General features: G+C 41.8%; 16 protein-coding genes. 5 read left to right on the plus strand and 11 right to left on the minus strand.

The features are described from left to right. Positions 1-711 precede the first annotated feature (711 nt). Entirely contained in the window at positions 712-1,764 is a 1,053-nt protein-coding gene (locus tag IGI73_RS11410; protein ID WP_438759224.1) for a zinc-binding dehydrogenase, read from the plus strand. 229 nt (positions 1,765-1,993) lie between these two features. Here the strand turns inward: IGI73_RS11410 and rplS are convergent, their stop codons facing one another. From rplS to rpsP, 7 genes are all read right to left on the minus strand, one after another. Further along, positions 1,994-2,341, minus strand: a complete 348-nt coding sequence (gene rplS, locus IGI73_RS11415) for a 50S ribosomal protein L19 (protein WP_002357176.1) — start codon at positions 2,339-2,341, stop codon at positions 1,994-1,996. 166 nt (positions 2,342-2,507) lie between these two features. Then, positions 2,508-3,254, minus strand: a complete 747-nt coding sequence (gene trmD, locus IGI73_RS11420) for a tRNA (guanosine(37)-N1)-methyltransferase TrmD (protein WP_115232613.1) — start codon at positions 3,252-3,254, stop codon at positions 2,508-2,510. Further along, on the minus strand, positions 3,244-3,768 hold the full coding sequence (gene rimM, locus IGI73_RS11425; RefSeq protein ID WP_010749728.1) for a ribosome maturation factor RimM: 525 nt from the start codon (positions 3,766-3,768) through the stop codon (positions 3,244-3,246). The genes trmD and rimM overlap by 11 nt, the downstream gene beginning before the upstream one ends. A 155-nt stretch (positions 3,769-3,923) precedes the next feature. Further along, positions 3,924-4,748, minus strand: coding sequence for a hypothetical protein (locus tag IGI73_RS11430; RefSeq protein ID WP_428206559.1), 825 nt, complete (start codon positions 4,746-4,748; stop codon positions 3,924-3,926). 86 nt (positions 4,749-4,834) lie between these two features. Further along, positions 4,835-5,092 carry a hypothetical protein gene (locus IGI73_RS11435; protein WP_005228919.1) on the minus strand — a complete coding sequence of 86 codons (258 nt, stop codon included), beginning with the start codon at positions 5,090-5,092 and terminating at the stop codon, positions 4,835-4,837. A 113-nt stretch (positions 5,093-5,205) separates the two neighbouring features. Next, positions 5,206-5,451: a KH domain-containing protein gene (locus IGI73_RS11440; RefSeq protein ID WP_005228918.1), complete on the minus strand. Its 246-nt coding sequence runs from the start codon at positions 5,449-5,451 to the stop codon at positions 5,206-5,208. Positions 5,452-5,462: 11 nt separating this feature from the next. Further along, the gene (rpsP, locus tag IGI73_RS11445) at positions 5,463-5,738 is read right to left on the minus strand and encodes a 30S ribosomal protein S16 (protein WP_005228917.1); all 276 of its coding nucleotides are present in this window, start codon (positions 5,736-5,738) and stop codon (positions 5,463-5,465) included. A gap of 254 nt (positions 5,739-5,992) precedes the next feature. Between rpsP and IGI73_RS11450 the strand changes: the two genes are divergently transcribed. After that, a complete protein-coding gene (locus IGI73_RS11450) occupies positions 5,993-6,544 on the plus strand; it encodes an NADPH-dependent FMN reductase (RefSeq protein WP_005228916.1) in 552 nt (183 codons plus the stop codon). A gap of 80 nt (positions 6,545-6,624) precedes the next feature. Here the strand turns inward: IGI73_RS11450 and IGI73_RS11455 are convergent, their stop codons facing one another. Next, positions 6,625-7,158 carry a dihydrofolate reductase family protein gene (locus tag IGI73_RS11455; protein WP_428206560.1) on the minus strand — a complete coding sequence of 178 codons (534 nt, stop codon included), beginning with the start codon at positions 7,156-7,158 and terminating at the stop codon, positions 6,625-6,627. A gap of 13 nt (positions 7,159-7,171) precedes the next feature. Next, positions 7,172-7,741, minus strand: a complete 570-nt coding sequence (locus IGI73_RS11460) for a DNA-3-methyladenine glycosylase I (RefSeq protein ID WP_428206561.1) — start codon at positions 7,739-7,741, stop codon at positions 7,172-7,174. A gap of 100 nt (positions 7,742-7,841) precedes the next feature. On the opposite strand from IGI73_RS11460, the gene IGI73_RS11465 reads away from it, so the two are divergent. From IGI73_RS11465 to IGI73_RS11475, 3 genes are read left to right on the plus strand one after another with little or no spacing between them, the layout of a single operon-like run. Further along, positions 7,842-8,228, plus strand: a complete 387-nt coding sequence (locus IGI73_RS11465; RefSeq protein ID WP_005228910.1) for a GntR family transcriptional regulator — start codon at positions 7,842-7,844, stop codon at positions 8,226-8,228. After that, positions 8,225-9,106 carry an ATP-binding cassette domain-containing protein gene (locus IGI73_RS11470; protein WP_142968708.1) on the plus strand — a complete coding sequence of 294 codons (882 nt, stop codon included), beginning with the start codon at positions 8,225-8,227 and terminating at the stop codon, positions 9,104-9,106. Before IGI73_RS11465 ends, IGI73_RS11470 begins: the two co-directional genes overlap by 4 nt. Before the next feature lie 12 nt (positions 9,107-9,118). Further along, positions 9,119-10,279 (plus strand): ABC transporter permease, encoded by a 1,161-nt coding sequence (locus tag IGI73_RS11475; RefSeq protein ID WP_167826978.1) that lies wholly within the window; start codon positions 9,119-9,121, stop codon positions 10,277-10,279. A gap of 46 nt (positions 10,280-10,325) precedes the next feature. Here IGI73_RS11475 and IGI73_RS11480 read toward each other — a convergent pair whose 3' ends face one another. Next, complete coding sequence (locus tag IGI73_RS11480; protein WP_005228904.1) at positions 10,326-10,526, minus strand: CsbD family protein; 201 nt, start codon at positions 10,524-10,526, stop codon at positions 10,326-10,328. A gap of 393 nt (positions 10,527-10,919) precedes the next feature. Next, positions 10,920-12,338: a signal recognition particle protein gene (gene ffh, locus IGI73_RS11485; protein ID WP_005228902.1), complete on the minus strand. Its 1,419-nt coding sequence runs from the start codon at positions 12,336-12,338 to the stop codon at positions 10,920-10,922. Positions 12,339-12,350: the final 12 nt, after the last annotated feature.

Genomic DNA, 12,350 nt, shown 5'->3' on the forward strand with positions numbered 1-12,350 from the left:
CTCAGACGACTGTTCCCATCAAAATACAAGGGTACCCAGCGGTACGCAGCATAAGAAACATCCCATAACCTGCTTCCTGGCCTTACTGTGTCAAAATCAAAAAGCCCAAAAGGCTCCCCAACTACGATCGGCACATAATACGGAAAAACATAGTAATCAATCAGCAACTACCTAATCACTCAAAATGAACTTCTATAGCCTAAATGTGTAGTGAACGTTTAATTAAAATCTCCGTTTATTGCCTCTTTGCCTTTTTTATAAAAAAATGCTGATCAGTAACAGTTGTTGAGAGGGAAATAAACTTGAATCTGAAGAAAGTGTTCTGCCTTCGCAAAACTTTAGACGATCATTTCATGGTATCCTCTGCTAGATAAGCTAAAATCATTTATGAAAAAAGTTACTCTGACGTACATGTAATTTTTGTTGCGCCAAATGAAGCATTGAGGGAAGTTGGATAGAAGTTTCAGAAACGGCAGGCGGTTTGAATGACAAACCGTCTCCAGGCGTCATTTGCGCATGCTCCACTTGAAACATCGTAAGAAACGGCTAACGAATAGAAATAATTATTTTTGTTAGCACTACGTTTGCTCTTGAAGGAAAACCTGAATGGAATTTTTTAGAGAACGTCATTTCTTGATGTGCCTTTTTCTTGACCTAAAGTTAACTTTAACATTTATACTAACAATACTAACTTAAGAAAGAAGGATTTATATGAGAGCAGCAATTTTTGAAAAAGCAGGATTAGTTAAAGTGGAGGAAGTAAAAAAGCCAACTTTACAAGCAGCCGATGATGTTATTATTAAAGTTGTCCGAGCATGTGTTTGCGGTTCTGATCTTTGGTCGTATGCTCATGGCGATAGTAAAGAACCTCATTCAGTTAATGATGGTCATGAGGCATTAGGCATCGTTGAAGAAATCGGTCCAGACATTACGACTGTGAAACCTGGAGATTTTGTCATCGTCCCCTTCACCCATGGTTGTGGTGAATGTGATGCTTGCCGTGCCGGCTTTGATGGCACATGCGACCGTCATCAAGGTACAACGAATTGGTCTAACGGTTTCCAATCTGAGTATATCAACTTCCATTACGGCAACTGGGCCCTTGTAAAAGTTCCAGGTCAGCCAGCTGATTATACGGAAGGTATGATCAAGTCTCTTTTAGCTTTGGCAGATGTTATGCCCACAGGATATCATGCGGCACGTTGTGCACATGTAGAAAAAGGGGATAAAGTCGTCGTGATTGGCGATGGTGCCGTAGGACAATGTGCTGTCATCGCGGCAAAAATGCGTGGGGCTTCCCAAATTATTTTAATGAGCCGTCATAAAGATCGACAAGAAATGGCTCTTCAATCAGGTGCTACAGCTGTTGTGGCTGAGCGTGGTGAAGAGGGAATCGCGAAGGTACGCGAGATCCTTGGCGGAGGCGCGGATGCTGCTCTTGAATGTGTTGGTACAGAAGCTGCCATTACACAAGCCCTTGGTGTATTGCATAATGGTGGTCGTGTAGGTTATGTCGGCGTCCCTCACTATGACAATCGACCAATCGGTTCCACTTTTGCTCAAAACATTTCCATTGCGGGAGGATCTGCATCGGTCACAACATATGATAAGGAAATCCTGTTAAAAGCGGTGCTTGATGGTACTATCAATCCAGGCCGCGTTTTCACCCAAACCTATGATTTAGATGATATCAACCAAGCCTATGCCGATATGCAGGAACGAAAAACGATCAAATCTATGGTTGTTGTTTCAAGGGATGAATAGACAAAGCTAATTAAAAAAAGCTCGTCTTAACAATGGACAGCCTCTCGATAGACAAAGTACTATAACCAGTACTTTGTCTTTTTATCCATGAAGAAAGAAAACACTGTAACCGCCTCCCCTTTTTCCACAATTAATCAATTCTAGAACTTTAAAATGATAGAACATAACGCCAAACAAAAGAAAAAAGCCCTTGAAATCAAGGGCTTTTGCTTCATCTGATAATAAATGATTAACGACGAATTTCTTTGATACGAGCTGCTTTTCCGTGTAATGCACGCAAGTAGTACAATTTTGCACGACGTACTTTACCGTAACGAACAACTTCGATTTGTGCAACACGTGGTGTGTGCAATGGGAAGGTACGTTCAACACCTACACCGTTTGATACTTTACGAACTGTATAAGTTTCGCTGATACCAGCACCGCGGCGTTTGATGACAACACCTTCAAATAACTGAATACGTTCGCGAGTTCCTTCGACAACTTTCGCGTGAACGCGAACAGTGTCCCCAGGACGGAAAGCTGGGATGTCAGTACGTAATTGTTCTTGAGTTAGTTCTTGAATCAATGGATTCATGTTTATCATTCTCCTTATTCCCAAACATTCTTAAAGCATGAAAGCTCCAGCGGAACATCGTAATAGTTGAGTTTACACTCACTGAAATATCTTACCACAGTCGACCATAGGCTGTAAAGAGAATTTTCTTGTCATGGCACAGAATATCAAAAAAACTGGCACTATTTTACTTGCCAGTCTTCGCTTCGTCTTCAATTTCTTTTAAAAGCTTCTGCATTTCAGCGGTCAGCGGATAAGTTTCCAGCATATCTGGACGTCGCTGATACGTTCGGCGCAAGGATTCTTTTAATTGCCACTGCTCGATCAGTTTATGATTGCCATTCATCAAAACTTCCGGCACTTTCATGCCTTTGAACTCTGCCGGACGTGTATATTGCGGATGCTCTAATAAACCAGTGGAATGAGAATCAGTTTGTGCGGAGGTTTGATTGCCCAAAACTTCTGGTAATAGCCTGACCGTCGCATCGATCATGACCATTGCCCCCAATTCGCCGCCAGTCAAGACGTAATCGCCCAGTGACACTTCATCAGTGACCAATGAACGGATTCGTTCATCATAGCCTTCATAGTGACCGCAAATAAAAACAAGGTGCTCTTCGGTAGAGAATTCTTCCGCCATCTTTTGATCAAAAGGTTTTCCCGCTGGGTCTAATAGGATCACCCGCTTTTTCGTTTCTGGTGTCGCTTCTTCGATCGCTTTGATATTGTCATAGACAGGTTGGACTTTTAATAACATTCCTGCTCCGCCACCATAAGGATAGTCATCCACTGTTTGATGCTTGTTGTCAGAATAATCACGGAAATTAGAGACATTGATTTCTAATAATCCCTTTTCCCGTGCTTTACCGATGATCGATTCTCCAAGAGGCCCTTCAAACATTCGTGGAAATAGTGTCAGCACATCAATTCTCATCGTCTAACAACCCTTCTGGGATCTCAACGATGACCTGACCATTTTCAAGATCGATGGTATGAACAACAGATTCGATATAAGGAATCAAGGCATCCTTCTTCCCTTTTCGCTGAACCACCCAAACATCATTGGCGCCTGGTGAAAGGATCTCTTTGACTTTACCAATGACTGTGCCATCTTCTTCGACGACTTCCAGACCAATAATTTCATGGTAGTAAAACTCATTTTCTGCTAGATCCACCAAATCATCCTTGGTAACTTTTAAAATGCCGTTACGAAACGGTTCAACGTCGTTGATGTTGGGATAGCCCTCAAACGTTAACAAATCAAAATTTTTATGTTTGCGATGACCTGAAACAATCAATGGTAATGGCTCTTTATTTTCACGAAAAAGTGTCAATTCAGCCCCTTTACGGTAGCGTTCTTCTGGAAAATCCGTTTGTGATATCACTCGTACTTCTCCACGGATCCCATGTGTATTGACGATTTTCCCTACGTTTAAATATTCTGTCACGTTCGTTCCCCATTTCTTCTAACTTCTGTTCTATTTTAGCATAGCAAAGTAGCGAATTCTAGCCGTTTCCTAGCGCCCCCTGTTTTCCTCAAAATCATCGCGCGAAAAACACCCCTTCGACGCTCGATCAAAGGGGCAATGTCCTAATCTGAAACTTATTGATTCATTGAAACGGCCATTTCCAATGCTGAACGTGCATCTTGATGTTGCACCGTTCGAAGCATCTTTTCTTGTTGCCAGACCACGGTAGTTGCTGTATGGTCATTTTTTCCCATATCGATAGTGATTTGACCGACCTCAGGTGCTGGAAGCATGGCTTCTTCTAGATACGCTACCACTTCTTTGGCAACCGGAACTGGATCTTGTTCCTCTTGGTTGACTGCTCGAACAGTCAATGACCAATTTCCTTCTTGCCAGCTCAAATAACTGGAGCCAGCAGCTCCTTGCATATGCCCAGTAATCCCATATCCGAGATCGACGGCTTGTCCGCCATCATCTGCTGTTACATTGACCGCTGCTGCCGCTTCATCCGCTGATTGATACTCTTTTGTTTGAAAAGCAGCAAGCGGTTTTTCCTCGTTCAAAGCCTTGTCATTGAGAGACAATTGCTGATCAAGTCCATAATAAAGAATCGAGGCATCGGATTGACTGCCAGCTGTGGCCGCATTCAACACTTTACCCGAAGCAAGCGGAACGTCCTTTGGCAAGACAAGATCAGGGAATACCGCTTGTATTTGGCTATAGATGTCTGTGGTGCTACTCGTATTTGAAGAATCCTGAGAAACCGCCTGACTAGTCGATGCAGTTGATTGACTGGTTTCTGATTGACTACTTTTTTGTGTTTGGGTACTTTCCACCATAGTCGTTGCTGTTGTTTCAGCTGTACTGGCTTGACTGGTTTCTTGGTCTTTTTGATTAGTACAGCCAGCCAAGGTTCCGATCGTTAGCAGCGTAACAAATAATCCTAGTTCTTTTTTCATGATGTTCCCCTCCTTATACAAAGGATACCCCTCAACAAAAAAAATGACAAACAAGTCAGATTGTCTGTCATTTTTTTGTCGATTTTTTAAAGATTAGTGACCCAATTTTGCAGTGATTGGAAGCCGTCCTTGATCCATTGCCAAACTTGATTGGCGATCGTCGATAGGTCGCCCCAACGAAAGTTTTGTGTCCATTGGTTCAATTGCGTCATGATCTCCTCACGATAGACCCAAATTAAAAAGAGCAACAACAAGATCCCTAGCGTTCGCCAAAGAAAAGAACCGATTTTATAAATAAAGACGAGAATCAAAAGAACGACGATCCATGCGATTAGTTGAGACATACAAGCACCTCCTCATTTTTGATTATCTCAAAACCATCCTTTTTTGTCCTCCATCTTAAGCATGAATTTTACAAAAAAAGCATTTCTCTTTGAGAAATGCTTTACACTCTTGCTTATTTACCATCAATGATATTCAAACGAACTTTTTTCGGTCCATTTGTCCGTACACTGTAAACGATCGTTCGAATTGCTTTGGCAACCCGACCTTGTTTACCGATGATACGACCAATATCTTCTGGTGCCACAGTAAGATTATATTCCAAGAAATCATCTGACTCTACCAGCTCAAGCTTGATATCCTCAGGTTTGGTAACAAGTGGTGAAACGATCGTTAAGACTAATTCTTGCAAATCTTTCATCCAAAGTCACCTTATTTCTTAGTGAATTTTGCTTCGTGGTGTTTTTTCATAACGCCTTCTTTAGAAAGGATGTTACGAACTGTATCTGAAGGTTGCGCACCTTTAGATAACCAATCAAGAACTAGATCTTCTTTGATTGTTACTTCAGCTGGGTCTAGTAAAGGATTGTAAGTACCAACTGTTTCGATGAAACGTCCGTCACGAGGAGAACGTGAATCTGCTACGACGATACGGTAAAAAGGTTTCTTTTTAGAACCCATGCGTTTTAAACGAATTTTTACTGCCATTATTTACACCTCCATTGATTTAATCACAAGAGCTAGTTTAACAGGTTTTTCTGATGGTGTAAAGAGTTTTTTCTTTACAGCTGAAAAAAGTTTTTCTTTCCTGTTTTTTCGGCATGGTTATCTTTTGCCAGAATGAATCTGGACGCGTATCATGAATATTAGAGAAACCTTTTTAAGGTCAAATCGTTTTATTTGCACCATCCACTTACTTTTGGTAAGCTAAATGAGTAGAAAACAACAAGGAGGAATTTTACATGACAAAAAAAATCGGTTTTATCGTCGGCAGCTTGCGGGAAGGTTCTTACAATAAACTCGTAGCGAAAAAATTCGCATCACTATTACCAGAAGGTTTTGAAGCATCTTTCATCGAGATCGGCAACTTGCCTTTTTACAATGAAGATTTGGAAGTTGAAGGAAAAGTTCCTGCTGAATGGACAGCATTTCGTGAAGCATTAAGCGCCGTTGATGGTGTCTTCTTCTTTACACCAGAATACAACCGCTCTGTTCCTGCAGCCTTGAAAAACGCTTTAGATGTTGGTTCTCGTCCTTACGGTGCGAGCAGTTGGGGTGGCAAACCAGCCTTAGTCGTCAGCGTTTCTCCAGGAGCGATCGCTGGATTTGGTGCGAACCATCATTTGCGTCAATCATTAGTCTTTTTGGATATGCCTACTCTGCAACAACCAGAAGCCTACATTGGCGGTATCACAAACTTGATCGATGAAAACAATGAAATCAACCCAGATACAGTAAGCTTCTTCGAAACGATCCTTGCAAAATATATTGAATTCTTTCAACGATTCAACTAATGAAGATTCCATGCAAAAAGACCAAGAAACTCGGCACTGAGTTTCTTGGTCTTTTTGCGTAGAAAAATAGTTTGTATTTTTTATTCGCCTGCTTGCTCAGCTTTTCGAACATAATGAAGTTCTGTCAGTTCCCCCATCTGTTTTGTTTCAACAAACGTCAAGCGTCTCGCATAATCCCCCGGTTCAAACAGTCGCTTGCCTTCTCCTAAAAACACAGGCGCGATTTGAATAAACCATTCATCGATCAAATCAGCTTCCAGCAATGGTTTTAATAAGGAACCTCCCCCTACTACCCATACGTTTTCCTCTTGTTTTAATGCTGAAACAAATGCAACTGGATCCGTTGACACTAGCGTTGCATCCGGCAGCGGCTCTTTTCGGGTACGAGAAAAAACATAGTTGGTCTTTTCAGGATATAGCAGTCCATCATCCATCAGTTTCTTTGCTTCTTGATAGGTCTTTCTCCCCATCACGGTCGCATCGATGGTTGCAAAAAATGCTTCATAGGTTGTTGCAACACCGGTATCGGTTTGAAATAGCCAATCCAGTTGATCCTCCAGACCTGCTAAATAGCCATCGAGGCTGATCGCACCATAGAATATCACTTTTCCCATTATCCTCGCTCCTTTATTCTACGTTTGCTGCTGATGTTCGACAAACACAAGTGACTAAGTGATCGTTGACCATACCAACCGCTTCCATAAAGGCGTAAATAGTTGTCGTTCCGACAAATTTAAAGCCTCGCTTTTTCAAGTCTTTTGCTAGCTGATCGGAGATTTCCGAATGGGTCGGTACATCGGATTGCTGCTGAAATTCATTGATGATCGGCTCATGATTGACATATCGCCACAAGAATGCAGAGAAACTGCCGTATTCTTCTTGAATCTTCAAAACTTCTTGGGCATTGATGATCGCTGCTTCAATCTTTCGTCGATTGCGAATGATTCCTGGATTCATCATCAGCTCTTCCACTTTTTCTTCCGTATAGTTCGCTACTTTGGTGATTTCAAACTGATCATATGCCGCATCAAAATTTGCCATTTTATTTAAAATCGTTTGCCAGCTCAATCCTGCTTGATTCATATCTAACACCAGTTTTCGAAATAACTGCTGATCCTCATACTCAGGTTTCCCCCAGATTGTATCATGATACTCTTGCATCGCTGGTGTACTGTTGGCCCACTCACATCGTTCCATTGTCCTCATCAGCTCCTTTTTGTTTATTTTATCATAAAAGACTTTACTTCCACTAGTGTACTACGTATACTAGTACACATAAATGAAAGGAGCTGATTTTGTGGTTCGCATTAACAAAGCCAGCAGCAAACCTTACTATGAGCAATTGGTTTTAAGTATCAAAGAAGATATTCTGAACGGTGTTCTAACCGCTGGAGACCAAGTACCTTCGGTTCGTGAAATGGCCAAGCACCTGTTGATGAATCCAAATACCGTCAGCAAAGCCTACAAAGTATTGGAAAATGAGCAAGTGCTTGTCACCATCAAAGGAAAAGGCACCTTTGTGAAAGTTACTGAGGATCTGCCACGCGATGAGATTCGGATCTTACAAGTGAAAGAACGTTTGAAAGAATTGGTGATCGAAGCACGCCATTTACAGATCAGCATGCGTGAGCTGAGCGATTGGATGAATGGCTTTGAACAAGAGTTAGGAGGCGATCCACAGTGAAGATCGAACATGTGACCAAGAAAATGGAACAAACAATTATCTTAGAAAACGTGAACTTCTCTTTGGAAAAAGGAGAACTCGTAGGATTGATCGGCCGCAATGGTTCTGGGAAAACCACGCTGTTTCGGACGATCGCTGGACATTATTTACTGGATGATGGCGAGATTTCAATCGATAACCAACGCCTGGATCAGCACCCGGAATTAAAAGAACAGCTTTTTTATATCGATGAAAAAGAAAACTTTCTGGCTGCCTACTCGTTAAAAAAAATCAATCAATTTTATCGGCTTGCTTATCCGAATTTTGATCAAAATCTTTATTTAGAATTGATGCAAAGTCACGGTCTGCCGCTAACGCTTTCTTACCGGCGGATGTCAAAAGGTATGCAAGGTCTTTATAAAATGATTCTTGCGATTGCCTCAAATGCGACGTTCTTACTGTTAGACGAACCTTTTGATGGGCTTGATGTGATCGTCCGTAAAAAAGTGATCGGACTATTGCTGGAAAGCCTCAGCGAGTCGAATCGTACCGCATTGATCGCTTCCCATAATCTAAATGAATTAGAGCATATTATTGATCGTGCCTTGTTGATCAAAGGGAAAACGATTGAAGGAGACTACCGTTTGGAAACGATTCGCGAACAATCTCGCAAACTTCAACTCGTCTTTCGCAGCAAGCAGATTCCTCCCCTTATCAAGCAGCGCTCCAAGCTGATTCAAAAACAAGGTCGAGTCTTGACCGCTTTGTTTGACAATTACACAAAAGAGCTGGCGGCTGAGATCCAGCAGCTTGACCCTTTGGTTTTCGAAGAATTGCCCTTGACCTTGGAAGATCTGTTTGAAGCAAATTTACGACAAGAGGCATTAGTGGAAGGATAGAGGTGGAAAACGATGTTAAGCAATATATTTAAAGAACGCTACGGCAAGCTGCTGATCGGCTTTTGTTTTGTCTTACTCTTAATGTATCTTGGTGATGGCTGGCAATCACAAAAAGCCTGGCATCAGCAAGAACGCTATTTGACATCTGAAGAATTTATCAAAGATTTCAACGAAAATCGAGAGTACTATGTCAAAAGCTACAAGGGTGAAACCCCGGTTTACTTTGATTCGGCAACAGAATACCGCGATGCGGTATTGACGATCAGCAATGAGTCCCCTGATGAGATTTATTACAATCGCCCTTATATGACCACCATGAATCAATTTGTGATTGTCTTCCTGTTTATTTGGGGCTTCTTATCCTTTTTTGTCGATGGCCGCACCAATTTCAATCGCTTTTTATTTGCCTTACCCTTTAGCAGAAAGCACGTCTTTCACAAGAAACTGCTTTTTATCGGCTTACCCTTGACCGCTTGTTTAGTGTTGGGTCTGTTAGGTCATATCCTGATCGAATACACGATGATCCCAGCTCGCTATCTCGCTGTGCCGCTTCAAGACGTGCTGCTTTCTGCCCTTAGTACCTTGGCAACGAATCTGCTAGTATTTGCTGCAGGTCTCTTGTTAGGCGTTTTGCTGGGGAATCTATTTACTGGCGTGCTCTCGGTCTTCTTCACTATTTCGCTAGGATCAATGGGGTATAGCTTTTTCCAATGTACCCGCGAGTTTTTTAGTTTTGTGTTTCTTGGTCATGGGGATTTTCTGATTCCTTTTCAAACCTGGATCGATTGGCCGCAAGGATATGTCTACCCTTGGTGGCTGCTGCTCCTTTACCTCGGCTTGAGCGGCTTACTGATTCTTGCTGCCGAAAAAGTGTTCTCGAAAATCTCTTTAGAAAATGACGGTGATTATATAACGATCCCTAAATTGCGCGCACCAGTTTATTGGCTGCTTTCTTTGGGAACCTGGTTCTATTTATCCATGATTTCTTATTACCCACTAGAAATTTTTTACCGTAATCTTTATGAGGGGTATGATGTCAGTCTTTGGAACATCGCCCTTCGGCTCGGTTTATTACTGGTTGCCTGCTTATTCATCAGTTTGCTGCTTGTCTATCCTAAAGCGCTGATGAATTGGTGGTACAAACGAAAAAACAAACAAATCAGTGGAATATAAAAAAGCATCCCTGCAACAAGAACATGTTGCAGGGATGCTTTTAAGTTTAATGTCTAGGTTTGTCGTCGTCTTTTTTGTCAAAGAAGTCATTTACTTTACGAGAAACATCATCCGCAAAATCTTCAACCTTATCTTTGGCTTTCCCATATTTATTTTGGGTTTTGCCTTTTAATTCTTCGGAGTCATCTCCTGTAAGTTTCCCTTTTGTTTCGGTTACTTTTCCTTCAATGCGATCTTTGTTTGTCAACGTAAAAAACTCCTTTCATACTTGCTATAAATTAATAGTAGCACCATTTAACAGAAAGCACGAATGTTCTGCTTCTATCCTATTCTTAGAGTTGTCCGCAACGATAGTTGATCGCTATTTTTGACTCTTGGACGATTTGAGATATTCGGTAGAAAGCTGGCTTTCTCTATAAAAAAGGATGTTCTTTAGATGTTCTATTTGATGTTCTTTGAAGAAGTTCATTTAAAGAGGACGCTGTGAGCATAAAAAAGCATGACCTGAAGAAGGCAATCTGAGGAGCTGCAGTTGCTAGAATCAGCAGGTACAGCTTCTCGATTTGGTGCCTTTTCAGATCATGTTTTTTAATTACACGAAGATAAGGTTCAGTTCTCAGTTCCTATCAGTGTTAAACGATTATTTGCGTTTTTTCTTTTTCTTCTTTTGTTTCTTGACCATGCGATTCATGGCCATTTTTCCAAGTTTCCCTTTGACCCCACCGCCAAACATTTGATCCATGCCAGGAATGTTCATATTCCCTTTACTCATTTGCTGCATCATTTTGCGAGATTCTTTGAATTGTTTGATCATACGGTTGACTTCGACGACACTGTTTCCAGAACCAGCAGCAATACGGCGGCGACGGCTTGGATTTAACAAATCAGGATTTTCCCGTTCAGCTGGTGTCATAGAATAAACCATGGCTTTTTGTCGAGCAATTTGTTTCGGATCAACTTTGACATTTTCGATACCAGGCATTTGACTCATTCCCGGAATCATTTTTAAGAGATCTTCAATTGGGCCCATGCCCATAACTTGATCGATCTGTTCGACAAAGTCATTGAAGTCGAAGGAGTTTTCCTTCATTTTTTGAGCAAGTTCTTCTGCTTTTTTCTCGTCGTAATCTTGCTGTGCTTTTTCGATCAAAGTCAGCATATCACCCATACCGAGAATCCGACTAGACATCCGATCTGGATGGAATACTTCAAGGTCGGTCAATTTTTCACCGGTACCAGTGAACTTGATTGGAGCGCCCGTAACTTGACGAATCGACAATGCCGCCCCGCCACGAGTATCGCCATCTAGCTTGGTGATGACTACCCCTGTGATCCCCAGTTGTTGATTGAAGCTTTCCGCCACGTTGACAGCATCTTGTCCTGTCATCGCATCTACTACCAGTAAAATTTCATTTGGCTGTGCCAAGTCCTTGATTTGTTTTAGCTCTTCCATCAAGTTTTCGTCGATATGCAAACGACCCGCCGTATCGATCAAAACGTAGTCATTTTTCTTTTCCCGAGCCAAAGCCAATCCTTGGCGGACGATTTCAACTGGGCTGACATCAGTTCCCATATCAAAAACAGGTACATCCAATTGCTGCCCTAATACTTTCAACTGGTCGATCGCAGCTGGTCGGTACACGTCACCAGCGATCATTAATGGACGTGCGTTTTCGGTTTTGATCAAATGGTTGGCTAATTTCCCAGCAAAGGTGGTTTTCCCTGCCCCTTGCAAACCAGCCATCATGATGATCGTTGGGATCTTCGGTGATTTTTCGATCCCAACTGTTTCTGATCCTAATGTTTTGGTTAATTCTTCATCAACGATTTTAACGATTTGTTGCGCTGGAGATAGGCTTTCTAATACTTCTACCCCCACTGCCCGTTCACGGACATTTTTGGTAAACTCTTTTACAACTTGCAGATTGACGTCGGCTTCTAATAAAGCTAGACGAATCTCACGCATCATTTCTTTTACATCTGCTTCAGATACTTTTCCTTTTCTGCGCAGTTTGCTCATTGCCTGCTGGAGGCGTTCAGTTAAACTTTCAAATGCCATTTTTTTTCATTC

It is taken from the genome of Enterococcus sp. DIV0755f, assembly GCF_051713725.1.
GTDB lineage: Bacteria > Bacillota > Bacilli > Lactobacillales > Enterococcaceae > Enterococcus_D > Enterococcus_D casseliflavus.